The 23559-nt window shown below is 48.9% G+C and carries 25 protein-coding genes and 4 tRNA genes; 1 reads left to right on the top strand and 28 read right to left on the bottom strand.

All coding sequences use genetic code 11. From position 1 onward, the window contains the following. Positions 1-78: 78 nt before the first annotated feature. The 15 genes from rpoB to ABD852_RS22030 form a co-directional block, all read right to left on the bottom strand. Positions 79-3945, bottom strand: coding sequence for a DNA-directed RNA polymerase subunit beta (gene rpoB, locus ABD852_RS22100; protein ID WP_345032901.1), 3867 nt, complete (start codon positions 3943-3945; stop codon positions 79-81). A gap of 265 nt (positions 3946-4210) precedes the next feature. Beyond that, complete coding sequence (gene rplL / locus ABD852_RS22095; RefSeq protein WP_345032899.1) at positions 4211-4600, bottom strand: 50S ribosomal protein L7/L12; 390 nt, start codon at positions 4598-4600, stop codon at positions 4211-4213. A 49-nt stretch (positions 4601-4649) separates the two neighbouring features. Further along, positions 4650-5186: a 50S ribosomal protein L10 gene (rplJ, locus tag ABD852_RS22090; RefSeq protein WP_345032897.1), complete on the bottom strand. Its 537-nt coding sequence runs from the start codon at positions 5184-5186 to the stop codon at positions 4650-4652. A gap of 2 nt (positions 5187-5188) precedes the next feature. Beyond that, positions 5189-5887, bottom strand: a complete 699-nt coding sequence (gene rplA / locus ABD852_RS22085; protein ID WP_345032895.1) for a 50S ribosomal protein L1 — start codon at positions 5885-5887, stop codon at positions 5189-5191. A 37-nt stretch (positions 5888-5924) separates the two neighbouring features. Then, positions 5925-6365, bottom strand: coding sequence for a 50S ribosomal protein L11 (rplK, locus tag ABD852_RS22080; RefSeq protein ID WP_345032893.1), 441 nt, complete (start codon positions 6363-6365; stop codon positions 5925-5927). Positions 6366-6435: 70 nt separating this feature from the next. Then, entirely contained in the window at positions 6436-6993 is a 558-nt protein-coding gene (gene nusG / locus ABD852_RS22075; protein ID WP_345032892.1) for a transcription termination/antitermination protein NusG, read from the bottom strand. A 35-nt stretch (positions 6994-7028) separates the two neighbouring features. After that, positions 7029-7220: a preprotein translocase subunit SecE gene (secE, locus tag ABD852_RS22070; RefSeq protein ID WP_345032890.1), complete on the bottom strand. Its 192-nt coding sequence runs from the start codon at positions 7218-7220 to the stop codon at positions 7029-7031. A 17-nt stretch (positions 7221-7237) separates the two neighbouring features. Continuing rightward, positions 7238-7308: transfer RNA gene (locus ABD852_RS22065), tRNA-Trp, on the bottom strand. A 109-nt stretch (positions 7309-7417) separates the two neighbouring features. After that, a complete protein-coding gene (tuf, locus tag ABD852_RS22060) occupies positions 7418-8605 on the bottom strand; it encodes an elongation factor Tu (protein WP_345032888.1) in 1188 nt (395 codons plus the stop codon). 77 nt (positions 8606-8682) lie between these two features. Continuing rightward, positions 8683-8754, bottom strand: a tRNA-Thr gene (locus ABD852_RS22055). Positions 8755-8908: 154 nt separating this feature from the next. Beyond that, positions 8909-8984: transfer RNA gene (locus ABD852_RS22050), tRNA-Gly, on the bottom strand. Between the two features lie 49 nt (positions 8985-9033). Continuing rightward, positions 9034-9116 (bottom strand) — tRNA-Tyr (locus tag ABD852_RS22045). Between the two features lie 265 nt (positions 9117-9381). Continuing rightward, positions 9382-10482 (bottom strand): porin family protein, encoded by a 1101-nt coding sequence (locus tag ABD852_RS22040; RefSeq protein WP_345032887.1) that lies wholly within the window; start codon positions 10480-10482, stop codon positions 9382-9384. A 12-nt stretch (positions 10483-10494) separates the two neighbouring features. Beyond that, a complete protein-coding gene (locus ABD852_RS22035) occupies positions 10495-11289 on the bottom strand; it encodes a hypothetical protein (protein ID WP_345032886.1) in 795 nt (264 codons plus the stop codon). A 2-nt stretch (positions 11290-11291) separates the two neighbouring features. Next, on the bottom strand, positions 11292-11891 hold the full coding sequence (locus ABD852_RS22030) for an RNA polymerase sigma factor (protein ID WP_345032884.1): 600 nt from the start codon (positions 11889-11891) through the stop codon (positions 11292-11294). Positions 11892-11967: 76 nt separating this feature from the next. Here ABD852_RS22030 and murI point away from each other — a divergent pair, with 76 nt between their 5' ends. Next, positions 11968-12777, top strand: a complete 810-nt coding sequence (gene murI, locus ABD852_RS22025; protein WP_345032882.1) for a glutamate racemase — start codon at positions 11968-11970, stop codon at positions 12775-12777. A gap of 2 nt (positions 12778-12779) precedes the next feature. Here the strand turns inward: murI and ABD852_RS22020 are convergent, their stop codons facing one another. The 13 genes from ABD852_RS22020 to ABD852_RS21960 all read right to left on the bottom strand — a co-directional run bounded on the left by ABD852_RS22020 (position 12780) and on the right by ABD852_RS21960 (position 23520). Next, positions 12780-13076, bottom strand: coding sequence for a hypothetical protein (locus ABD852_RS22020; protein WP_345032880.1), 297 nt, complete (start codon positions 13074-13076; stop codon positions 12780-12782). 79 nt (positions 13077-13155) lie between these two features. After that, complete coding sequence (locus ABD852_RS22015) at positions 13156-13689, bottom strand: DUF420 domain-containing protein (protein WP_345032879.1); 534 nt, start codon at positions 13687-13689, stop codon at positions 13156-13158. A gap of 7 nt (positions 13690-13696) precedes the next feature. Then, positions 13697-14329 (bottom strand): hypothetical protein, encoded by a 633-nt coding sequence (locus ABD852_RS22010; RefSeq protein ID WP_345032878.1) that lies wholly within the window; start codon positions 14327-14329, stop codon positions 13697-13699. Between the two features lie 2 nt (positions 14330-14331). Continuing rightward, positions 14332-14673, bottom strand: a complete 342-nt coding sequence (locus ABD852_RS22005; RefSeq protein ID WP_345032877.1) for a cytochrome C oxidase subunit IV family protein — start codon at positions 14671-14673, stop codon at positions 14332-14334. A 24-nt stretch (positions 14674-14697) separates the two neighbouring features. Then, positions 14698-15465, bottom strand: coding sequence for a cytochrome c oxidase subunit 3 (locus ABD852_RS22000; protein WP_345032876.1), 768 nt, complete (start codon positions 15463-15465; stop codon positions 14698-14700). A gap of 21 nt (positions 15466-15486) precedes the next feature. Then, a complete protein-coding gene (locus ABD852_RS21995; RefSeq protein ID WP_345032875.1) occupies positions 15487-16080 on the bottom strand; it encodes a cytochrome c oxidase subunit 3 in 594 nt (197 codons plus the stop codon). Positions 16081-16094: 14 nt separating this feature from the next. Beyond that, positions 16095-16991, bottom strand: coding sequence for a heme o synthase (gene cyoE / locus ABD852_RS21990; protein WP_345033165.1), 897 nt, complete (start codon positions 16989-16991; stop codon positions 16095-16097). A 12-nt stretch (positions 16992-17003) separates the two neighbouring features. Beyond that, the gene (locus tag ABD852_RS21985) at positions 17004-18032 is read right to left on the bottom strand and encodes a COX15/CtaA family protein (protein WP_345032874.1); all 1029 of its coding nucleotides are present in this window, start codon (positions 18030-18032) and stop codon (positions 17004-17006) included. After that, positions 18007-19875, bottom strand: a complete 1869-nt coding sequence (locus ABD852_RS21980; protein ID WP_345032873.1) for a cytochrome c oxidase subunit I — start codon at positions 19873-19875, stop codon at positions 18007-18009. The genes ABD852_RS21985 and ABD852_RS21980 overlap by 26 nt, the downstream gene beginning before the upstream one ends. Positions 19876-19941: 66 nt before the next feature. Further along, positions 19942-21003 carry a cytochrome c oxidase subunit II gene (locus ABD852_RS21975; RefSeq protein ID WP_345032872.1) on the bottom strand — a complete coding sequence of 354 codons (1062 nt, stop codon included), beginning with the start codon at positions 21001-21003 and terminating at the stop codon, positions 19942-19944. A gap of 27 nt (positions 21004-21030) precedes the next feature. Continuing rightward, positions 21031-22341 (bottom strand): quinol:cytochrome C oxidoreductase, encoded by a 1311-nt coding sequence (locus ABD852_RS21970; protein WP_345032871.1) that lies wholly within the window; start codon positions 22339-22341, stop codon positions 21031-21033. 31 nt (positions 22342-22372) lie between these two features. After that, complete coding sequence (locus ABD852_RS21965; protein WP_345032868.1) at positions 22373-22981, bottom strand: c-type cytochrome; 609 nt, start codon at positions 22979-22981, stop codon at positions 22373-22375. Between the two features lie 11 nt (positions 22982-22992). After that, complete coding sequence (locus ABD852_RS21960) at positions 22993-23520, bottom strand: DUF3341 domain-containing protein (protein ID WP_345032866.1); 528 nt, start codon at positions 23518-23520, stop codon at positions 22993-22995. Positions 23521-23559: the final 39 nt, after the last annotated feature.

Here is a 23559-nt window from a genome sequence, read left to right as displayed (position 1 = left end):
CCGGTCCGTCCCGCACCCCATCACTAAAACCAGTTGAAAAAGCCGGTCCTTTTACAGTTTTGCAAAAGGACCTTTGCCTTATTCCAAAGTAATTTCGAGTGCCAGACCTCTCAATTCATGAACCAATACGTTGAATGATTCAGGAATGCTCGGCTTCGGAAGGTTTTCACCTTTTACGATGGCCTCATAGGCTTTTGCCCTACCCACTACGTCATCTGATTTTACAGTGAGGATCTCCTGGAGGATGTGTGATGCGCCAAAAGCTTCGAGCGCCCAAACCTCCATTTCTCCGAAACGCTGGCCCCCGAACTGCGCCTTACCTCCCAGCGGTTGCTGCGTGATAAGCGAGTACGGTCCGATGGAACGGGCGTGCATCTTGTCGTCTACAAGGTGACCCAGTTTCAACATGTAAATTACGCCCACGGTTACCGGCTGATCGAACAATTCCCCGGTCAGACCGTTGTAAAGCGGGGTACGGCCCAGTGAGGGCAGTCCCGCGTCTTTCAATTCGGATTCTACTTCCTCTTCTGAGGCGCCGTCAAAAATAGGTGTCGCATAACGACGTCCGAGTTTCAGACCGGCCCATGCCAGAATAGTTTCGTAAATCTGACCGATGTTCATCCGCGAAGGAACCCCGAGCGGGTTCAATACGATGTCAACAGGCGTACCGTCTTCCAGGAATGGCATGTCCTCATCACGAACAATACGGGCAACTACCCCTTTGTTACCGTGGCGGCCCGCCATTTTATCCCCTACTTTCAGCTTACGCTTCTTGGCAATGTATACTTTTGCAAGCTTCACAATACCGGCCGGCAATTCGTCACCCACCTCCAGGGCAAAACGCTCGCGTTTGAAACGTCCCATGAGCTCGCTCCTTCTGCCGAGGTAGTTGCGTACCAAAGCAGATACAAGGTTGTTGGTATGCGCATCTTCCGTCCAGTTGTCAGTAAGAATATCCGCAAGAATATTAACTTCTTCAGGGACAGCATACTGACTCTCATCCCGGTAAGGGTTGGCATTCGGGAATATGGCATCGGTGATGTTCTTCTTGCTGAACTTCACGCCTTTCGCCAAAAGCTCGTTACCGAACTTGTGCTTAACACCCTGGCTGGTAGCGCCGTCAAGCAATGTCGACAGTTTCTCGATCATCACCTCTCTTACCGCAGTAAGATCCTGGCTGTACTTCTTCAGGAGTGCCTTCAGCTCATCCTTATGCTTGGAACGCTCCTCTTTGGAAGGACGTGCAAACAGTTTGGTATCAATCACCACACCTTTCATAGAAGGCGGCGCTTTCTTCGAAGCATCCTTCACGTCACCGGCTTTGTCGCCGAAAATAGCGCGGAGAAGCTTTTCTTCAGGCGTCGGATCCGATTCTCCTTTCGGTGTAATCTTACCGATCAGGATATCGCCTTCCTTCACCTCTGTACCAACACGGACGATACCGTTCTCGTCAAGATTTCTTACGGTTTCCTCACTTACGTTCGGGATCTCAGCGGTAAGCTCTTCCTCACCACGTTTCGTATCCCGCACTTCCAGCTCGAATTCCTCAATATGGATAGAGGTAAAGATGTCATCCCGAACCACTTTTTCGGAAATCACAATCGCATCCTCAAAGTTGTATCCCTGCCACGGCATGAACGCCACCAGGAGGTTCCGGCCTAGCGCCAGCTCGCCGCCCTGGGTACCATAACCTTCACAAAGCACCTGTCCCGCCTTGATTTTCTCACCTTTCAGAACAAGCGGCTGAAGGTTAAGACAGGTATCCTGGTTGGTACGACGGAATTTCACAAGGTCGTACGTTTTAACTGCGCTTTGGAAGTTCACGAGGTCATCTTCCTCGGTACGGTCATAACGGATAACGATCTTCGAGGCGTCGACAAAGTCAACCACGCCTTCGCCTTCCGCAACGATCAGCGCACGTGAATCCATGGCCACGCTCTTCTCAAGGCCGGTACCTACAATAGGAGCCTGAGGGCGCAACAAAGGCACTGCCTGGCGTTGCATGTTGGATCCCATCAGGGCCCGGTTCGCATCATCGTGCTCCAGGAAAGGAATAAGCGAAGCCGCTACGGACACAATCTGGTTAGCCGCGATATCCATAAAGGACACCTGCTCGCCTTCTACCAGCGGGAAATCGCCCTCAAAACGCGCCTTCACTTTATCTCCGGAGAAAGTACCACCGTCATCTACCGTAGCGTCTGCCTGGGCAATGTAACGGCCATCTTCCTCCTCCGCGGTCATGTAAACAATATCGTTGGTGATCTTGCCACCTTCCTTCACCACGCGGTAAGGCGTTTCGATGAAGCCCATGCCGTTCACTTTCGCGTAAACGCAAAGCGACGAAATCAAACCGATATTAGGTCCTTCCGGCGTTTCGATTGTACAAAGACGGCCGTAGTGCGTGTAGTGAACGTCACGAACCTCGAAACCTGCCCGCTCTCTCGAAAGACCGCCGGGCCCGAGTGCCGACATACGCCTTTTGTGCGTAATCTCGGCCAGCGGGTTGGTCTGGTCCATGAATTGCGAGAGCTGGTTGGTACCGAAAAATGAATTGATCACGGACGAAAGCGTTCTCGCGTTGATCAGGTCCACAGGCTTGAAGTCCTCATTATCGCGAACGTTCATACGTTCTTTGATCGTACGCGCCATACGGGCCAGACCTACGCCGAACTGGGCGTACAGCTGCTCACCTACGGTACGCACACGACGGTTGGACAAGTGATCGATATCATCGACAACCGCTTTGGCGTTGATCAAACCGATCAGGTATTTCACGATGGAAACAATGTCCTCCGTTGTCAGAACCCTCACGTCAAGGCTGGTATCGGAACCGAGCTTTTTGTTGATCCTGTAACGGCCAACATCCCCCAGATCATAACGCTTGTCACTGAAGAACAAGCTCTGGATTACCTCGCGGGCAGTCTGCTCGTCGGGTGCTTCCGCGTTCCGGAGCTGACGATAGATCTGCTCTACCGCTTCCTTGTCCGAGTTGGAGCTGTCCTTCTGGAGGGTGTTGTATATAATATTGTAATCGGCCACGTTCATATCCTCTTTGTGAAGAATGATCGATTTGTGGCCGGAGTCTAAAATCAGGCTGATATCTTCCTCGGAGATCTCGGAGTCACGCTCCAGGAGAACCTCATTCCGCTGGATGGAAACCACCTCGCCGGTATCCTCGTCAACGAAGTCTTCTGTCCAGGTACGTAAAACCCGGGCAGCGAGGCGACGGCCGACGGCCTTTTTGAGGTTGGTCTTGGTAGCGTCAATCTCTTCCGAAAGTCCGAAAAGATCCAAAATATCTTTATCTGACCCGAACCCTATGGCACGCAGAAGCGTGGTAACCGGGAACTTCTTCTTACGGTCGATGTAAGCGTACATCACGTTGTTAACGTCCGTAGAGAACTCAATCCAGGACCCTTTGAACGGGATAATCCGGGCCGAATACAATTTAGTACCATTGGTGTGCTTGCTCATGGAGAAGAACACACCCGGTGAACGGTGCAGCTGGGAAACGATTACACGCTCGGCGCCATTAATAACGAACGAGCCCTTTTCGGTCATGTACGGGATATTCCCCAGGAACACTTCCTGCTCGATCGTTTCAAAGTCTTCGTTATCGGTGTCGTTGTTGATCAGTCGCAGCTTGGCTTTTAACGGCACTGCGTAGGTAAGCCCTCTGTCGATTGATTCGTCAACTGAATATTTCGGTGGCTCCAGAAGGTAGTCCACAAATTCGAGTACGAAGTTTTCGCGGGAGTCAGCGATCGGGAAGTTCTCTGCAAACACTTTGTAGAGACCTTCGTCGGTACGGTTTTCCGCCGACGTGTCCAAACTGAAGAAATCCCTGAAAGACTGTACTTGAACGGCTAAAAAATCAGGATAATCAATGACCGGCCTAATCCGGGCAAAATTTTTTCTGGGTGAAGTTTTTGTAGCCAAGGCCAAATTGCTTTTGGTTGAAAGAAATGATCCGGACCCGCGCAGCTTGCAGGGCGCCGAATACTAATTTGCCTCGTAGTGGATCGAACCTCACCCCTTTACTGTCCTTTTCTACGAGCAAGGCAGTGTTTCGGATGGGCCCGATGAAGAAAAGTGTTTTCAGAAAGCGGAGCTGAACTCCCGGAAAAACACACGTTTTTAGCTGAAAACACAATAAGGAATAGATCCAAAAGAAGGATCTATTCCCTAAAAACGGTGTATAAAGCTAAAATTACTTAACTTCTACTTCAGCACCAGCTTCTTCAAGCTGCTTTTTCAGCGCTTCAGCTTCGTCTTTAGCAACTCCTTCTTTCAATGGTTTCGGAGCTCCGTCAACAAGTTCTTTAGCTTCTTTCAATCCCAAACCAGTCAGGTCTTTCACCAGTTTCACAACAGCAAGTTTACCTGCACCAGCTGATTTAAGAATTACATCAAAAGAAGTTTGCTCAGCAGCAGCAGCAGGAGCATCACCAGCTCCACCGCCAGCAGGTCCAGCTACTACAACAGCACCAGCAGCAGCAGGCTCGATACCATACTCATCCTTCAGGATACCAGCAAGTTCATTTACCTCTTTAACTGTAAGATTAACAAGCTGCTCTGCGAAAGCTTTTAAATCTGCCATTTTTATTCTTGATTAAATTGATTACGAAATTTTTAAAATAATAATTGTGTTATGCTTCCTCTTTCTCGGACAAAGTCTTCAAGATACCAGCGATTTTGTTTCCACCACCTTTCAACGCAGAAATAACATTCTGAGCCGGAGATTGGAGGAGACCGATAACTTCTCCCAAAAGTTCCTGTTTGGACTTCAGGGCGATCAAAGCCTCGAGTTGATCTGCTCCTACGAAAACGGAGGAATCAACTGAAGCTCCTTTCAAGTTAAACTTGTCGGCGCTTGTTTTCCCGCGGAACTCCTTGATGAGACGCGCAGGTACTTTACCCGATTCAGGGTGAAACAGAATACCGGAAAACCCTTTCAGCACGCTGTCATCGAACCCGGAATAATCCGTGTCAAGGGTATCCAGCGCTTTTTTGATAAGTGTATTTTTTACGACTTTGTATTCGACACCATTTTCAAAGCAAAGGCGGCGCAGCTGGTTAGTTTCCGCTACAGACATCCCGTTTGCCTTAACAATGTAGAAATAAGGCGTAGTGGCGAACTTAGCACTCAGTTCTTCTACGATCGCCGATTTTTCTTCTCTTGTCATAATTAAATTCCTGGAATCGTTGTCTTATCGATTGACACACTCGGACTCATCGTACTTGACAAGTGAATCGAACCCAAATAAGTACCTTTTGCAGTAGCAGGCTTCAGTCTCACCAGGGTGTTGATCACCTCCTGTGCGTTCTTAGCCAGTTTCTCCGAATCAAAGGATACCTTACCTATGCTGGTATGAATGATACCGGTTTTATCGACTTTAAAGTCAATCTTACCCGCCTTCACTTCCTGGACTGCCTTCCCGACTTCAGCGGTTACAGTTCCCGACTTGGGGTTGGGCATAAGACCTCTAGGGCCCAGTACCTTTCCAAGCTTACCAACTTTAGCCATTACGCTGGGCATGGTAATGATTACGTCAATATCCGTCCATCCCTGTTCGATTTTCTGGATATAATCATCAAGCCCAACATGGTCTGCACCGGCGGCCTTTGCTTCTTCCACTTTATCCGGAGAACAAAGTACCAGCACTCTTACATCCTTTCCGGTACCGTAAGGCAGGGTAACCACCCCGCGTACCATTTGGTCGGCTTTACGCGGGTCTACACCCAGGCGTACGTCGATGTCAACAGAAGCATCAAACTTGGTATAAGTGATACTTTTCAGGACATCGGCAGCTTCAACCAAAGAATACTCTTTACCCGGTTCCAGTTTGGAGAGCGCCTCTTTTCTCTTTTTGGTCAATTTTCCCATTTCTTTGCTACTTACAGGGTTAAGCACCCAAGTTTATTTACTCCCAGGGAGCGGTTCCTGTAACCGTTATACCCATACTGCGTGCAGTTCCGGCGACCATTTTCATTCCGGCCTCCACTGTAAAACAGTTCAGGTCAGGAAGTTTGGTCTCGGCAATCTGACGAACCTGTTCCCAGGTTACAGCACCTACCTTGTTACGGTTGGGCTGAGCAGAACCACCTTTCACTTTCGCTGCTTCCAACAGAAGGTTCGCTGCCGGAGGAGTTTTGATGACGAAGTCGAAAGACTTGTCTTTGTAGTAGGTGATCACCACAGGCAACACCGTCCCTTGCTTGTCTTGGGTACGGCCGTTGAACTGCTTGCAGAACTCCATGATGTTCAACCCTTTCGAACCTAAGGCAGGTCCAATGGGTGGAGATGGGTTTGCTTGCCCCCCCTTCACTTGGAGTTTAACGTATCCAGCTATCTCTTTTGCCATTGTTTTAATTAAATGTGGTCAATTGTTCATATCAGCGTTCAAGCAGTGGAAGCACCTGCCGCTTTTATGCTCAACTATCCTTTTCTACTTGCGCGTAACTTAGCTCAACGGGCTGACTCCGCCCAAAAATCTTTACAACTACTTTTAATTTCTTACGTTCGTCAAAAACAGCTTCTACGACACCGATAAAAGAAGAGAATGGCCCGTCGACGATCTTAACTGTTTCGCCTTCGTAAAAGCTCACTACCGGTGCTGCTATTTCCTCGGAGGCCTCATCTACCTTGCCCAGGATCCGGTTCACTTCGGACTGGCGCAACGGGATGGGTGTTTTGGAAGTACCTTCAGAACTGCCCAGGAACCCGATTACCCCGGGAATACTGGTGATAATGTGAAAAACCTCCCCTTGCGAAAGGTCGGCGGAAATGATAATATAACCCGGAAAAAAGTTCTTTTCCCGAACCCGCTTTTTACCATTTCTAAGCTCAAAAACTTTCTCTGCAGGGATCAGGATCTGAGGAACATATTCTCCTAACTTCTGGCGCGTGATCTCATTCTCGATGTAGGATTTGATTTTCTTCTCCTGACCTGAGACCGCTCTCAATACATACCAGTTTAGTCCACTGCCCATATCCGCTTGGTTTCCTGTTTAAAAGCCTTAATACTTTAGAATGACCTATAGAAAAGATTGAGCCCGTTTTCGAACGCCAGATCCATAAGTCCTACTACCAGAGCAAAAATCAGAGAGCCAATTAACACCAACGTAGTATTGGCCTGAAGCTCTTTGAAAGTAGGCCAGGTCACATGTTGTGTGAACTCCTCCCAGGAGGCTTTGAAAAATTCAGCTATTCTGTTCATTCTTGTTCTGAGTTACGCACGGGCAGAGAGATTCGAACTCCCATCAACGGTTTTGGAGACCGCTATTCTACCCTTGAACTATGCCCGTGTTTCCCTTTTTATCTGTTTCGGGCTGCAAAGATAGTGATTTTTTTACACTTAGAACAGTGCACCCCGAAGAAATGCACTGTTCTTTTTTGTAGCCTTAGCAGAAAGACTTAGTCTAAGATTTCAGTAACCTGACCAGCACCTACGGTACGACCACCTTCGCGGATCGCGAAACGAAGTCCTTTCTCCATAGCGATTTTGTTGATCAATGCTACTTCAATCGTGATGTTATCACCAGGCATAACCATTTCAACACCTGCAGGAAGTGAAATCTCTCCTGTTACGTCAGTTGTACGGAAGTAGAACTGCGGACGGTATTTGTTGAAGAACGGTGTATGACGGCCTCCTTCTTCTTTCGAAAGAACGTAAACCTCAGCCTTGAATTTAGCGTGCGGCTTCACAGAACCCGGCTTACAGATTACCATCCCTCTGCGGATATCTTCTTTGTCGATACCACGGAGCAACAGACCTACGTTATCGCCAGCCTCACCTCTGTCAAGAATCTTACGGAACATTTCTACCCCGGTAACAGTAGACTTAAGGTTTTCTGCACCCATACCGAGGATATCAACTGCTTCACCTGAGTTGATCACACCACGCTCGATACGACCTGTAGCTACAGTTCCACGACCAGTGATTGAGAATACGTCCTCAACCGGCATCAGGAACGGAAGATCAGTCATACGCGGAGGGATCGGAATCCAGCTATCAACTGCATCCATCAACTCTTCGATTTTGGCAACCCACTTCGGCTCGTTGTTCAAACCACCCAAAGCAGAACCTTGAATTACAGGGATGTTGTCACCATCGAAGTCATAGAAGCTAAGCAGCTCACGGATTTCCATTTCAACAAGCTCCAACAACTCGGGATCATCTACCAAGTCAACTTTGTTCATGAAAACTACCAGCTGAGGCACACCTACCTGACGAGCCAAAAGGATGTGCTCGCGGGTTTGCGGCATAGGACCGTCTGTTGCAGCTACCACGATGATAGCGCCGTCCATCTGGGCAGCTCCAGTCACCATGTTTTTAACGTAGTCAGCGTGACCCGGACAGTCAACGTGCGCGTAGTGGCGGTTTGCAGTCTGGTATTCTACGTGTGAAGTATTGATTGTAATACCACGCTCCTTCTCTTCAGGGGCATTATCAATTGTGGAAAAATCGCGTTTTTGAGCGAAACCTTTATCTGCCAATACAGTAGTAATCGCAGCAGTAAGGGTGGTTTTTCCATGGTCAACGTGCCCGATAGTACCAATATTCACGTGGGGTTTCGAGCGGTCAAACGTCTCTTTTGCCATTTTGATTTTATGCTTAATTTATGATTACTGATAAACAACACTACAGTGATGAAGAACACACATCTTCTTCCTCTCCGAGCCTTTGAGGGGATTTGAACCCCTGACCTCTTCCTTACCAAGGAAGTGCTCTACCCCTGAGCTACAAAGGCAATATTTTGTATCCGGCCTAAAAGTCTGAAAGTGAGAAAAAACACATCGGCTGTGTAAATCCCACTCCTGCCTAGCACTTGGTTCCACTTACAAAACCGATGGCCGATAAACCCCAAAAAGCAAGCCCTTAATGGGACAGGGCTTGCTTTCTAGTGGAGCGGAAGACGAGGTTCGAACTCGCGACCTATAGCTTGGAAGGCTATCGCTCTACCAACTGAGCTACTTCCGCATTTCTTGGTACTCCCGGTTAACCCTTTGCAAAAAAACTAACCGGATCGTGGGGGCGGATGGATTCGAACCACCGAAGACATAAGTCAGCAGATTTACAGTCTGCCCCATTTGGCCACTCTGGTACACCCCCGATTGCAATTTTTACTTGCCTGCCAAAACCTTCATTAAGATTTTGGAGTCGCAAAATTATCGGCTTTTGCGATAGATCCAAAGCCTTTTACAAAAAATATTTTCTTTTTTTTCGCACCTGCTCCGGGGTGCTCTCCAAAGACCTGCAAAAGACCCACGTTATCAGGCATTTAGACCCTCCGGCGAAAACACAGTGACCGGCAACCGCAAAAGCAAATGCTCCCCGGTTGCCGGTCACTGCGATCAAAACTCTCCATTCTGGCCGCCTAAATTCTCAGCCCGAAGCTCAGCATTCTAACCTGGGGGCCTCGTCCGGCTTCAAACAGACTATTAAAATCGTAGTTGACAAAAAGGTCGGGGAACGCCCGGAGCCCCAATTCAAAAGCAGCGCCATAACGGATGTCCCGCATATAATAGTCGCCCGATACTTTTGACTTCGCCCCGCCAACCGGCTTGCTCGTATGATACCCGCCCAACCGGTAACCCGCGTACATCCCGGCGCTTACATGTGAGAAAACCGATCCGGCAAAGGTAAGCGTTGGCATCACCGACAAATTGACGTGTGGCGCAACCAGCTTGCTCTTCTTCAAAGCCAGCACGCCGTTTCCATCGGGCAAGGTAGGAAAGGCGACCCGCTGGTCTTCCTTCCTGATCACTTCATTCCCCTGGAACATCAGGTTATACCAGGATATGTCCAAGCCCAGGTCCATGAAAAAACCGCTTCGCCGCCCGCGCACCAATGGTATGCTCTTCACACCGCCCAGGCTGATATACCGTGACGCACCGGGCCGCAGGTCAAACTCCTCCGGCCGATATCCCTCGGGACTTCTGTCGCCATAGGTATTCAACCCGATCTTGAAATCAATTCCCTGGCGCGGACTTCTTCGTATCCGGCGGATCTGCGGGCTCACCACAACCGTATCAGTAGTGACTTCCTGGTAGCCGTCAGACGTTCTGAAAGTTTTTGTAACCCGGATAATGGTCTCTCCCTCGTCAAACCCGGCGTCATCATCCGGCGCCACCTGCCCCTTGCCCGAAGGTCGTTTATCCTCCTGCCGCTGCTCCTCCGCTTTCGGCTTCTTCGCCTCCTCCTTCAGGTAGTGCTGTCCATCCACCCAATCCTTTGAAACCCCGTTCGAGGGAGTGACCGAATCCAGTTTGGACAGCACATCCTTTATCAGGCGGTTAAAATCGTACTGAGACAACTTTTCAATTTCCTTACGGTCCGTTCCGTAGATGACCATCTTGGTTTGCTCATTAAAGGAGATAATAACGGAATCCTTTAATGTGTGCTGTGCCGCTGCGGGCTGTGCCAGCTGAAGGCCCAACAGACCGGCAACCGACAGAATAATACAACTGCTTTTCATATTCGACCCCGTTTAATTTCCTTTCTTCTGGTAATGCTGTTGCCGGCTGCCGACGGGAGTTTCCACATTGGCATAAGTTTTTTGCGGTGACAGGCCCAGTTCTTCCCAATCCACTTTCTCGCCCGTCTTCGCGTTCCTCAGCTGCTTGAAAAAGCGCTGAATCCCACGTTTCTTTTTAACTGGAGCTTCCTCTACGGCTGCAGCCTGCGCCACTATCTCCGGTTCTTTTTCCATCGCCGGGGTCTCATCAAGCGGGACCGGCGTAACGTACACCACCAAAACCCGTGTTGCCGGTTCGCCGGTTGCACCGACCGGCGTATTTAGCTTGCCGCTGTCACTCGGAACCGGTTGAGGTAATTCCACCGGCGGAGACACGCTATCCTTCGCCCCAGACCCTTTTCGTGAAGACACCACCACCTCCTTTTCACGCTTCTCTTCGGCAGCCATTGTCTGGGCTGTTTCGTCCTTCCTTTCATGCTCGGAAACTACTGCCTGTATTCCATTTTCGGCCGGAGCCGCTTTTTCCTTTTCTTCCAGACGACCCGTATTCTCCTTCCGGACCGGAGCATCTGCAGCCGTCAGCATGGCTTCCTCTTCCCGCTCTATACCGAACCAGAACCCGGCTGCCAGGCAAACGCCGGCCACCACCGCTGCCGCTATCCACCGCGTTGGCGCGGGGAACCTACTGGCGGGGCGTTGCGCCTTTTGCAGCTTTTCCCAGGCCCGGTCTCCTGCTAGTGTCTCGAAGGTTTCCAGTTTACTCCTGAACAATTCGTCCAGTCGCTCGTTATTTGCTTTGCTATCCATCACTATATCGATTTCGACAAGCTGTCATTCAAATTTGTTCCATTTCCTGAATCGGCTTCCCATTTCGCCACCATCTCCTGTAAACTTGCCCGGGCCCGATGCAATTGCGACTTGGAGGTGCTTTCGGTAATACCGAGCATTTTTGCGATTTCCATATGAGTAAAACCTTCAATTGCATACAGGTTAAAGACAGTCCGGTAACCGAGAGGAAGCTTCTCGATCATCCGGATAATCTCCGATGCATGGAGATGCTCATCTGCATACTGGTAATCCGGAATCGAATGTGCTTCCGCCAGGTCCGCATTTTCAAGAAGCCTGCGTTGCTGCCTTAGAAAAGCGAGCGCTTCATTTACCATAATACGCCGCATCCATCCCTCAAAGCTTCCCTCCTCCCTGAATTGGGAGATAGCGTCGAAAATTTTCATGAAACCCTGCACCAAAATGTCTTCAGCCGTCATCCGGTCACCGACGTAACGGACACAAACCGTCATCATCCTGCCGGAAAACTTTTCGAACAGCAATCGCTGTGCCTTCGGATCCCGTGCCCGGAGCGCGCGGATCAATTGAGTCTCGTGGCTGAACAGCTGCAAAATTTTACCCATCTATTTTAAAGACTTTCAACAACAAGATGCATCTTCGCATGTTTCAAGTTGCACCTGGTTAAAACTTTTTTTGTCTATGGCGGACGCCGGCGAACCAATTGGGATTTTTGATAGCGGTATTGGCGGCATGACGGTCGCAAAAGCACTGGCCGATCTGCTTCCCGACGAGAACATGATTTACTTCGGCGACACCGCGCACCTGCCTTACGGTGACAAGTCAACGGCTGCGATCCAGGCCTATTGCATCAAAATCTGCAACATGCTGCTACAGCAGAACTGTAAGCTCATCCTGATCGCCTGTAACTCGGCATCTGCCGCTGCATTCGACCTGGTACGGGAATATGTGGGGTCAAAAGCAAAAATACTGAACGTGATCGACCCGGTGATCGATTACATCGGCGCCCATCACGGCAACCGTACCATCGGGCTTATCGGAACGAGGCAGACCGTTCAATCGAACGTCTATAAAAAGAAAATTGATCTTCTGGGAAAGGGAATCACCTTAAAGTCGCTGGCGACACCATTACTGGCCCCCATGATTGAGGAAGGCTTCTTTGACCACTCCATCAGTCTGAGTGTTCTGAACCAATACCTTTCAGACCCGGAGCTGAACGACATCGACGCGCTGATACTCGGATGCACCCACTACCCGCTGCTGAAACCGGAAATAGAATCTTATTACAAAGGAGCGGTTGAGGTACTCAATACTTCCGAGATTGTAGCCCGGTCGGTAAAAACATGGCTGGAGCAAAACTCATTGGTAAACCCTGCCGGAAATGGCACCAGGGATTTTTTTGTATCGGATTATACTACTTCGTTCGAATCCTCTACCAAGATCTTCTTCGGATCAAAAATCCAACTGCAGCATTACCCGATCTGGGATTGACGCTATTGCTGGTCGTGACCGCCCATTGCCTGCTGAACGCGGCTGGAAACCATTTGCCTTTCTTTTAGCTGGCGGGTACTATTACGGTACCAGAAGTACCCGATAAAAGCAATGGCCAGGTAAGGAAATACAAACAGGTAGGCGATGCCGGTATTAATTCCGATCCCCACGCTGTTCCGGCCGTTTCCGATGGTACTCTGGACGGACCCGCGGCACATGGCACATTGAGCCAGGATATCCACACTGCTCAACAAAACGATCAACAATATCCCGCTGAATTTAAAAAATAGCTTTTTCATCTGTAGACAGGTTTGAGGCATGAGTCTTGAGGCGTGGGCCGATTTCGGGTAGCCGGGCTGCACGCGCCCCTCCTCGCCTTCACGAGTAATACGGACTTATCATCAAATATACAACTACACCGGTAATACTCACATACAACCAGATCGGATAGGCATATTTCACTACGCGCCTGTGCGCTTCGATCTGGCCGCTGAAAGCAAAATAGACGGCCCGTAATACGAACCACACCACTACAACGGAGAGCGCAATGTGGCTGATCAGCAGAAAATAATAGATGCCGCGCACAAACGGGTTAACGCTGCCGAAGCTCGTCGAATCGTTCGAAACGTGGTAGAGAACGTACGAAACCAGGAAAGCCGAACCCAGGAGGAATGCACCGGTCATGACCCGCCGGTGTACGGCAATATTTCCTTTTTTGATATACCATCTTCCTACCAGCAGCAACACAGCAGTGAGGCTGTTGATACCGCCGTTCAGGTGGGGGAGCGCCTTCGTCCATTCCCCTAAATCAATTTTCTGCCTGATACCCAATAAAAGGGCCACCACCAGGGGGATCACAACTGCCAGGATGTTAATCCAACGATTGTAGACGGCCTGCTTTTCCAAATTCATACGTTACTTACTTTTTAGCGGCCATCTTCTTTTGATAAGCCAATATTTTTACTTCAGCCAGGACCCGGTCAAAATCATCCGGGTTTAATACGTCGTAGTAACCCCGGATATGCCGCTTCCCGTCTACCAATACCAATGACGTTGCGTGCGTTAAAGTTCCCTCCACCGTGCTCAGGTTATCAAGTTTCAGCAAAGTGGTCCAGGCCGGGGCGGATAACTGAAGACTTGTCACGGCCAAACCCGGGAACTGCGCCGAAGCAAGTGTATCCCGTCCGGGTGTATCCAGGACGAAAAGCTGTACATCGGCTACATCCTTCAACCGTTCCTCCAATCTTTCGACAGCAGCCACCCTTCGTTCACCCGTCCCCTCAAGCCGCGCCGGCAGCAAAAAAAGATTGATATGGCTTTCGAGCACACCGGCGGTAAGCGTATCGCCGGCGCCGGTCCGTCCCAGCGGTTCACTAAGCGCGTAATACACCGTATCAGCACCATTCATTAGCACACGGTTGCCCGGGTCGCGCAAGGGGTGAAAGTAAGGAAGGTCGTAGTGATTAGAACCGAAAAGCTTCAGAAAAACAAAGAAAAAAGCCGGTAATGCTAATAAGACAATCAGCATCCCGGCCTTTTTGATATTGGACATTCCTAATTGAAGAATTTAAAAACCTGCACTTCCTGGAAAATCGAACCGCCTTCAACCATTAAAGCTACCAGCAACCAGAGTACCAGCACGCACGGCACCAGGATGGTCCATATTAGTGATTTGGTTTCGTGTTTAAGGTGCATGAATTCACCCACGATATAGAACGCTTTCACGATGGTCATCCCTACGAAAATAGAAATTCTCAGTACGCCATGATGCATTGTAAACGCGATAAGGAACTCGAGCCCTGTTAAGATCAGCAGGATCCAGAATGTTTTCCAAATGACTTTTCTCTGAGCTGCCCCGCCATCTGCAGGAATGTGGTGACTGTGCGAATCTGCCATAACAGTAAGCTATACTTTAAATTTTTAAACCAGATAGAAAAACGTGAAAACGAATACCCAAACCAGGTCAACGAAGTGCCAGTACAAACCGACCTTCTCAACCATTTCATAGCTTCCCCTCCGGTCGTAAAATCCTGTGGACGTCCGGTAGAAAATAAGGTAATTCAAAATCACACCGCTGAATACGTGGGTTCCGTGGAAGCCTGTTATGAAAAAGAACAGATCCGCAAAAGGTACCGGTCCATACTGGTTTTCCTTCAGCGAGGCGCCAAAAACAGTACGTTCAATCCACTGGCCATTAATGAGCTCTTTCACTACAGACCCTTCATCGGTTCCGTGAATAAAGTGCGCCCATTCCCAAGCCTGGCAACCCAGGAAGGTAATTCCACCCAACAGGGTCCAAAGCAGGTATTTTTCAACATTTTTGCGGTCCATCCGGTGCCCGGCCTCTACAGCCAGAACCATTGTGACACTACTGAAAATAAGGATAAACGTCATGATCCCGACGAATACCAGTGGCAGGTAAACGCCATGCAGGAACGGCACCGCTGCAAAAACTTTTTCGGGGATTGGCCAATACAGGTTAGAGAATGCAAAATCTGCCACTTCACCCGAATAGGCAGGGAAGCTGAAACGGATTAGCCCATATGAGACCAGCAAAGCCGAGAAGGTAAAAGTATCAGAGATGAGGAAAAACCACATCATCAATTTCCCGTAGCTTGCCTTCATAGGTTCTACCCCACCAAGCCAAAGTTTAGGTTCACCAGAAGTTGATGTAACAGTCGACGCCATTGGTTAATACAAATTATAAATTCAATTAAAAGTCAAAAGAAACACAAAAAGATAAATCCACAAAATGTCCAGAAAATGCCAGATCGTCGCGCAAACCTCAATTCTTCTGAGTCTTTTGGAATGTACTTTCATTTTGGTAGCTGCCCACAATGTGCTCAACAAGGCTAACAAGCCCAGAATGAGGTGCACAAGGTGAAGAAACGTAAACACATAGAAGAACGATCCCGCCAGGTTGCCCACGAAATAAACATTCATCTCCACCAGCTTTCCCCAGCCAAGCACCTGCATTGCCAGGAAAACCACGCCCAGCAAAAAGGTAACGGTCACGGCGAGCTTCAATTTGGAGAAATTATCCTTCTTTGCTTCCAGATATGCCCAATGCATGGTTACGCTACTCAGCACCAAAACAATTGTGCTATAGGTAAAAATACCCGGAATAGTGAATTCAAGCCAGTTTCCTTCTGCTCTTTTTACTAAATATGCACTGGTTTGAGACGCAAACAGCATCACACTTGCCAAAAGAAGCAACCAAACCATGAACTTTACCGGATCCATGCTGAGGGTGTCATTTGGCTTACTCCCGAACTCTGCAACAGTTGAACGTCCTTCTTTCATCACATCATCAATTTTCAAACCTTGTCCAATAAAAACGCTATCTGTACAATCGGCAGATACGCAAATGACCCGAACATCAGCTGAAGTGCCGTCCTGTCGTTACACTTGCGCATCAGGTGAAACGTCTGTGCCAGGAACAACACACCAAAAACAGTCGCGATAAACGCGGAATTGATGCCGGTCATGCCCAACTTATAAGGCAGCCAACCGATTGGTATGAGCAACAATGCGTTGATCATTATCTGGATAGCGGTATTAAGATCCTTGCCACCCTGAGACGGCAAAAGATTAAATCCGGCTTTTTTATATTCATCGTCAAGCACCCAGGCGATTGCCCAGAAATGCGGGAACTGCCAAAAGAACTGGATGGCAAACAAAATACCGGGTTCAAGCCCGAAGTGATTCGTTGCAGCGATCCAACCGATCATTGGCGGAAACGCTCCCGGGAAAGCCCCGACAAGCACGGCAACTGAACCCACACGCTTCAGACGGGTATACACAAACCCGTACAAAACCAGTGAAAACAGCGCAAGGGCAGCAGCCCGGATATTGAAAAACAAAACCAGGATAGCGGTTGCCAACACGCCCAGGAAGACCGCCCAAATGATAGCCTCGTTTACGGTAAGCCTTCCTGTCGGCAACGGGCGATCGCAGGTACGCTTCATCAATTTATCGAGATCCTTTTCGAAAATCTGGTTGATGGTATTCGCCGATCCCGTTATCGCAAGAGCAGCAATTGCGAAAAGCAATACGTCTGTCCAGATCACATGAGGAGCTCCCAGGCAAAATCCGATCACACCCGAAAAAGTAACCAGCGCCGAAAGTCTGAATTTCATCAATTCAAACAGGGCCTTTGCCTTTGCCGAAAGCCCCGAAGAATCCTGTATGCTTTGTTCAGAAGTTGTAATCATCATCCTCTCTTCTTAAGACGCAGCCGGGATACCGGTATTGCGCTTCTCAAAAATCCTATTTGCGTTCAGGAACAGGAACAACACAAATTGTATACTCAGAATAATTATCGCCAGCGTAAGATGTACCGGTTGCAGAACTGCGGGAACGGCCCAATAGCCCAATATAATCCCGGTAACAATTTCAGCTGCAAGCAAACCCCACATTACATGCACCAGCCTGTTCATAACACCCCTCTCCCCGGTCAACTTTTTAATCCCGTTGCCCAATCCCAAGACGGACAAAAGAACTAATATCGAAAACGACCTGTGCACCCAATATGCCATTCCTACTTCTTCCACCCAACGCCCGCGTCCGCCATATCCGAGTGAGGCTGCTACTATGTCAATCCCTTCGCGCACCTGGGTTCCGATGATGACCTGCACCGTCGCGATCAAAATGGCACCGACCACCCAGGTATTCAATTTACGCCTGTCCGCCTCTTTCACCTTCTCAAGCCTGATGCGATCGATGTACGATACCTTTGCATAGGCAAACAAAAGTACAAACACGATTACGATCGCAAGTATCATATGCAATGTAATCATCACCGGATGCAACTCGGTGGAGACTACTTTCGACCCCAGCCATCCCTGGAACGCTACCAGCAGGAACGCCGATAAGCTAAGGAAAAATATCGACTTCCGGTCTGACTTCAGGAACGGTACCGAAGCGAGCAGCGTCAGGAAAATCCAACCACCGGTAAACACGCCGAACAGGCGGTTCACGTACTCGATCCAGGTCTTTACGGGGTTGAACTCAATCTCCCCCTTCAGCTTTGCCCCGTATATTTCCTTGTAGTTTTCCGGAAGCTGACTGACGTCTGTGGGTGGTACCCAGCTTCCGAAACACTTAGGCCAATCCGGACAGCCCATTCCCGCCCCCGTTGCCCGCACGATTCCCCCGACGAGGATCAAAAGGTACAAGGTGACTAAAGTCCAGGCCGCCCATCTTTTATACCTGGCTACCGCCTTGTTATCAATGACCGGTTTTAAATTGGTCATTATAGTTTTGCGATTCTATTTGCCTCTCTTCCGCTATGAGTTCATTATCACTCGGGAAATTGGACTCTGGCGTCTGAGAATGCGGAACAGTCTGCGGGATAAAGTCTTCTTTCGCACCCGGCTTGCTGTAGTCGTATGGCCAGCGATAAACTGCCGGTATTTCACCTTCCCAGTTACCGTGACCGGGATTATCGGTGGTCCACTCCAGTGTAGTAGACCGCCACGGGTTCATCGGTGCTTTCTTACCTTTAAAAATGCTATAGAAGAAGTTGAACAAAAACAGGAACTGCGATGCGAAAGTGAAGATGGCAGCCACTGTAATGAACGTATTCATGTCCGAGAATATGCTCGTAAAATCGTAGCTGGTAAACTGGTAATACCGACGCGGGAAGCCTGCGATACCAACATAGTGCATCGGTATGAAAATCAGGTACAACCCTATGAAGGTACACCAAAAATGGAGCTGGCCGACGGTCTGGTTCATCATCCTGCCGTACATCTTCGGGAACCAGTGATAAACCCCGGAAAACAACCCGAACGCTGCCGAAGCCCCCATTACCAGGTGAAAGTGCGCCACTACAAAATAAGTATCATGAAGCTGAATATCGAGAGCGCTGTTTCCGAGAATAATCCCGGTCAACCCTCCGGAAACAAACAACGACACCATCCCGATTGCGAACAGCATGCCCGGGGTGAAATGAAGATTTCCCCTCCAGAGCGTTGAAATGTAATTAAATGCTTTTACTGCAGAAGGAACCGCAATAATCAAAGTCAAAAACATAAACACCGATCCCAGGAAGGGATTCATACCCGTCACGAACATGTGGTGCGCCCATACGATGAAGGACAGGAACGCAATACCCAACATAGACACAATCATGGCGCGGTATCCGAAAATGGGTTTGCGCGCATTGGTTGCTATTACCTCGGAGGTGATCCCTAAAGCCGGAAGAATAACGATATAAACTTCAGGGTGGCCCAGGAACCAGAAAAGGTGCTGGAAAAGAATCGGGCTACCTCCAACGTTGGAGAGCGCCTCACCACCGATATAAATTTCAGAAAGATAGAAGCTGGTTCCGAACGACCGGTCAAAGATCAGCAACAACGCTGCCGACAACAATACAGGGAAAGAAATAAGTCCCAGAACCGCAGTAATCAGGAAAGACCAGATAGACAACGGTAAACGGCTGAAAGTCATACCCCGTGTTCTCAGGTTGATGACCGTTGTGATATAGTTAACACCGCCCAAAAGCTGCGAAACTATAAACAACGCCATACTGACCAGCCAAAGCGTCATCCCGAGTGCTGATCCGGGCTGCGCCTGCTGAAGTGCGCTGAGCGGCGGGTAAATCACCCAACCTCCGGCGGCAGGCCCCGTGTGCAGGAACAGCGAAACAAACATCAGTAGCCCGGCAGCGAAGAAAAACCAGTACGACAGCATGTTCATGAAACCGGATGCCATATCCCTGGCGCCAATCTGAAGCGGAATCAGGAAGTTACTGAAGGTACCACTCAATCCGGCCGTAAGCACGAAAAACACCATAATCGTTCCGTGCATCGTTACCAATGCGAGGAAAAATTCCGGCTCGATCTTACCGGTTTCCGTTATCCAGCCTCCCAGAACCGGCTTTAACCATGAAAGATCTGCATTGGGAAAGCCAAGCTGAATCCTGAAAAGGATAGATAGTGTGATCCCAAGAATCGCCCAAAAAATCCCGGTAATCAGGAATTGCTTCGCGATGGTTTTGTGATCCTCCGTAAAAATGTATTTCCTCCAGAAAGGAAGCTCATGATGCACATGTTCTTCCGTGTGTCCGTGCTCGACTACTTCTACAACTGACATATTTATTGCAATAATATTCGCGTAATTCTTATAGACTCTCGATACAAAACAGAATTCAACCTGAAGTTACTCCGCACTGGCCGTTTGCTGATCTCCCGCGTATTTGGCGGCTTTCGCTTTCAGATTTGCCGGAACCCGCTCCATATATTCCGGATAAGTTTTCAGGAAAGGCTGCTGTGAAGCCACCCATTTCTGGTAGGACTCTTCATCATCAACTACCAGAACCATTTTCATACCGAAATGGCCCTGTCCGCACACCTCCGTACAAGCGATTTCATACTTAAAATCAGGATTACCTGTTTCCGTGCGCATCTGAGCAGTTGTTTTGTCAGCGACAAACCAGAACTTGGTGGGCATCCCCGGAACAGCATCCATTTTAACCCGCATATGAGGAATAAAAACACTGTGCAAAACGTCCCTGGCGCGGATCTTTAACAATACAGGGCGATTGGCCGGAATGTGCAGCTCACTCGGGTTTGTAAAATCGTCGAATGAATTCTCATCTGAAAAATCAATACCTACTTCATTCTGAGCATCGATAAGCCGGAAATCGTAATTTCCGAGCTTATTGTTATCCACTCCGCCGTAGCGTGCAATCCAGCCGAACTGCTTACCGGTAATTTCAATCACTTCCGCATCTTCGGGAGCTTCCGAAGTGATGTCACTCCAGGCTTTCCAGCCGGTAAGCACCAGAACCGCCATCACCACAGCCGGAATAGTAGTCCATAGAAGCTCCAGGCGGTGGTTTTCCGGATAGAAAGTTGCGGAACGGCCTTTCCTGTACTGGTATTTCCAGGCAAAAATGAAAAGGACGGCATTCACAAGAATAAAAGGAATGGTCAGCAGCCCCATCGAAAACCAGAACAGGTCGTCAGTTCTCCTTCCATGTACCGAGGAAGCCTCCGGCAGATAAAACTTCGCCGAATGCAGGTAAGACCAGGTTATCGCGATTCCTCCCAACACCAGCAGCACCAGAAACATCATCCCGTTCACACGATTTGCCTGGCCGGGTTCAACATAAGAATCGGACGACGGATTAAGCCCTTTGATTATTCCGCTAAGCCTTCCCAGCACTAAAAACGCCAGTACAACTGCGACTAAGACAAGTAGGACAAGTAAAAGCTCCATAATTTTAAACTACTAATAAGCAAAAGGCTATTCTATATCGTGATAAACAGATTCCTGCAACATCGGGTGGTTCGCTGCGATGAGCTTCGCTTTTTCCAGCTGGCTGGCTACAGTCCACACAAAAGCACTTCCGAATACGGCCAGACAGCCGATCTCGAAAGGACCAATGGCGCCGTGAGCACCCACTGTTCCGGGCATGATATTGTTGAAGAAATCCACATAATGCCCCAGGATAACGAACCAGCACGCTACTTTCATAATAATCGGGGTACGTTTTGAGTCCCTCGTCATCAGGAGTAGGAACGGGAATACAAAGTTCATGAATATATTCACAAAGAACAAGGCCTTATAGGCCCCGCCGTACCCGTTGAAGCGCTCCCAGAAGTAGACTACCTCCTCGGGAATGTTTGCGTAATAGTATAGCAGGAACTGGGCAAACCACACATAAGTCCAAAAGATGGAAAATGCGAATACAAACTTTCCCAGATCATGAAGGTGGCTTGCATTAACCGCCTTCAGGTAACCGTTCTCTTTCAGCGTAACAACGAAAAGCACAATTACTGCCAGACCGGTTACGTGCCAGTTTGCCAGGGTATACCACCCGAACATGGTGCTGAACCAGTGGGTGTCAATTGACATGATAAAATCCCAGGCTGAAGTAGATGAGGTTACCGCGAAGAACACAAGGAAAATCACCCCTATCTTCACCATTTTATGGTAATTGTCAAGTCCGCCGACCTGGTCCTCCTCCAATGATGCCTTACGCATCATCCGCCATAAACCGTACCATCCCGCAAAATAGATCACCATCCTGATCAGGAAGAAAGGCGTGTTCAGGTATCCTTTCTTACCGTTAATAATAGGATCGAATTCCGGACCGTTCGGATCATAAAGACCGGCGTGCGTCCAATGGAATAAGTCATGCCCACCAAGGATAAAGGTAATCAGCATTACAACGCCGGCAATCGGCAAAAACGCCGGCATTGCTTCCGGAATGCGTTTGAAAACAGCTGACCAGCCTGCCTGAGCAAGATAATTGTAAGAAAGCCAAAACATGCCCGCAACGGACATACCGGTGAAGAAAATGCCGTTCAGCCACAAATTGGCCCAAACTCTTTTGATCCAGTGATAACCATGGCCGTGGTCTTCACCTCCGTGAGCCCCGTGACCCTCTGCTGCGTGGTGAGCAACATCATGTCCGCCCGAAGCCATCAAGAAAACCCCCAGGAGGACTAAAACAACACCTACAGCCCCAACGATGAGCAACTTTCTCTTTGCTGACGCTGTAAAAACGAATTGTTCGTCTACGGAAGGTATGGAATGTACTGCTGATGCCATTGGAAATATAAATAACGCTTATTTCAATAGATTAAGACCCCTTTTGCAATTTCTGCACGTAATGTACAATTTTCCACCGCTCCTCGGGATTAACCTGAGAACCATGTGGCCACATCCGTGCTTTCCCATAGGTGATCACGTGGAAAATATGGCCTTCTGAAAGGCTCTTCATTGCATCTGACGTGTAGTTAGGTACCCCTTTGTACGCTTTTCCAACTTTTCCGTCGCCCGCCCCGGAAGCTCCGTGGCAGTGCATGCAATAACGTTCAAAAAGGACCTGTCCCTCTGCTACCACCGCATCGGTTTTGGGAATCGGGTTCTTCAATACCCTTGACGCAATATCAATACTGTCGGCCGGGATGTTATAAATCATTAAATCTTTCCGTACCGAATCGCCCTCGCCGAAACTGGTCGTATAATTACGGCGCGCAACAGTGCCGTCTACGGGCAGCCAAAGGTTGGATCCCTGAGGGTTAAGTGGGTTCTTTTCAATCTGCCGGTAAGGCTCATAGCCTACACCATTATACATGTTGGGCGCGAATTCTTTACCCGGGCTATTCGGGTTCTTGCCACAGGATGCCAGGAAAGTTACCCCAACCAGACAGCCGCCAATCAATTTGACCAATATACGCTTACTCATATTTGCCGCCATTAAAATTGCTTTAGGTTAACTTCCTCTGCTCCGTTATCCCGTAGCACTCTGGTAATCTCATCCTCCGACATTCTGTTGTTATGGAGCTCGATAGCCATCACAAACTTGTTGTCGGTAGCCCGCTTGTCGAAAAGCTGCGGATAGGGATCCGGCTTCAGCCCGTTAGTAATCAAAAAGGTGATTACCATCCCGAAAGCAGTAAATAATACAGTTCCCTCAAAAGAAATAGGGATATAGTTCGGAATCGAGATAGGATCTTTACCGCCGACGATCATTGGCCAGTCCACACCCATGGTCCATATCATCAGGGTCAGCACGCAGGTACACCCCAGCAAGCCGAACAAAAAAGCGGCGATACCGATTTTCGTTCTGGGATGCCCCAAAGCATGATCCAGACCGTGGATTGGAAACGGCGTGTAAACCTCCATGATTTTTACACCCTCTTTTCGAATTTTCGGAATAGCGTGAAGGAGCTTTTCATCGTCGTCGTAAACTCCCACTAAAAACTTTCCGCTTAATGCTGCCATACTCTGTTAATATGCGGTTTTCTATATTTAAAATCAGGT

It is taken from the genome of Ravibacter arvi, assembly GCF_039540405.1.
Taxonomy (GTDB): Bacteria; Bacteroidota; Bacteroidia; order Cytophagales; family Spirosomataceae; genus Ravibacter; species Ravibacter arvi.
This window is presented reverse-complemented; position numbering and strand designations above follow the sequence as displayed.

What these genes read in the sequence shown, in the direction of transcription:
- secE (WP_345032890.1), bottom strand. Translation starts at nt 7,220, where the DNA reads ATGAACAGAATAGCTGAATTTTTCAAAGCCTCCTGGGAGGAGTTCACA.
- ABD852_RS22020 (WP_345032880.1), bottom strand. Translation starts at nt 13,076, where the DNA reads ATGAAAAAGCTATTTTTTAAATTCAGCGGGATATTGTTGATCGTTTTG.
- ABD852_RS21985 (WP_345032874.1), bottom strand. Translation starts at nt 18,032, where the DNA reads ATGACCAATTTAAAACCGGTCATTGATAACAAGGCGGTAGCCAGGTAT.
- ABD852_RS21965 (WP_345032868.1), bottom strand. Translation starts at nt 22,981, where the DNA reads ATGAGTAAGCGTATATTGGTCAAATTGATTGGCGGCTGTCTGGTTGGG.
- murI (WP_345032882.1), top strand. Translation starts at nt 11,968, where the DNA reads ATGGCGGACGCCGGCGAACCAATTGGGATTTTTGATAGCGGTATTGGC.
- rplL (WP_345032899.1), bottom strand. Translation starts at nt 4,600, where the DNA reads ATGGCAGATTTAAAAGCTTTCGCAGAGCAGCTTGTTAATCTTACAGTT.
- ABD852_RS22035 (WP_345032886.1), bottom strand. Translation starts at nt 11,289, where the DNA reads ATGGATAGCAAAGCAAATAACGAGCGACTGGACGAATTGTTCAGGAGT.
- cyoE (WP_345033165.1), bottom strand. Translation starts at nt 16,991, where the DNA reads ATGATTACAACTTCTGAACAAAGCATACAGGATTCTTCGGGGCTTTCG.
- rplK (WP_345032893.1), bottom strand. Translation starts at nt 6,365, where the DNA reads ATGGCAAAAGAGATAGCTGGATACGTTAAACTCCAAGTGAAGGGGGGG.
- nusG (WP_345032892.1), bottom strand. Translation starts at nt 6,993, where the DNA reads ATGGGCAGTGGACTAAACTGGTATGTATTGAGAGCGGTCTCAGGTCAG.
- ABD852_RS22000 (WP_345032876.1), bottom strand. Translation starts at nt 15,465, where the DNA reads ATGGCGTCGACTGTTACATCAACTTCTGGTGAACCTAAACTTTGGCTT.
- ABD852_RS22015 (WP_345032879.1), bottom strand. Translation starts at nt 13,689, where the DNA reads ATGAATTTGGAAAAGCAGGCCGTCTACAATCGTTGGATTAACATCCTG.
- ABD852_RS22005 (WP_345032877.1), bottom strand. Translation starts at nt 14,673, where the DNA reads ATGGCAGATTCGCACAGTCACCACATTCCTGCAGATGGCGGGGCAGCT.
- rplJ (WP_345032897.1), bottom strand. Translation starts at nt 5,186, where the DNA reads ATGACAAGAGAAGAAAAATCGGCGATCGTAGAAGAACTGAGTGCTAAG.
- ABD852_RS21960 (WP_345032866.1), bottom strand. Translation starts at nt 23,520, where the DNA reads ATGGCAGCATTAAGCGGAAAGTTTTTAGTGGGAGTTTACGACGACGAT.
- ABD852_RS21980 (WP_345032873.1), bottom strand. Translation starts at nt 19,875, where the DNA reads ATGTCAGTTGTAGAAGTAGTCGAGCACGGACACACGGAAGAACATGTG.
- ABD852_RS22040 (WP_345032887.1), bottom strand. Translation starts at nt 10,482, where the DNA reads ATGAAAAGCAGTTGTATTATTCTGTCGGTTGCCGGTCTGTTGGGCCTT.
- ABD852_RS22030 (WP_345032884.1), bottom strand. Translation starts at nt 11,891, where the DNA reads ATGGGTAAAATTTTGCAGCTGTTCAGCCACGAGACTCAATTGATCCGC.
- tuf (WP_345032888.1), bottom strand. Translation starts at nt 8,605, where the DNA reads ATGGCAAAAGAGACGTTTGACCGCTCGAAACCCCACGTGAATATTGGT.
- rplA (WP_345032895.1), bottom strand. Translation starts at nt 5,887, where the DNA reads ATGGGAAAATTGACCAAAAAGAGAAAAGAGGCGCTCTCCAAACTGGAA.
- ABD852_RS21975 (WP_345032872.1), bottom strand. Translation starts at nt 21,003, where the DNA reads ATGGAGCTTTTACTTGTCCTACTTGTCTTAGTCGCAGTTGTACTGGCG.
- ABD852_RS21970 (WP_345032871.1), bottom strand. Translation starts at nt 22,341, where the DNA reads ATGGCATCAGCAGTACATTCCATACCTTCCGTAGACGAACAATTCGTT.
- ABD852_RS21995 (WP_345032875.1), bottom strand. Translation starts at nt 16,080, where the DNA reads ATGAAAGAAGGACGTTCAACTGTTGCAGAGTTCGGGAGTAAGCCAAAT.
- ABD852_RS22010 (WP_345032878.1), bottom strand. Translation starts at nt 14,329, where the DNA reads ATGTCCAATATCAAAAAGGCCGGGATGCTGATTGTCTTATTAGCATTA.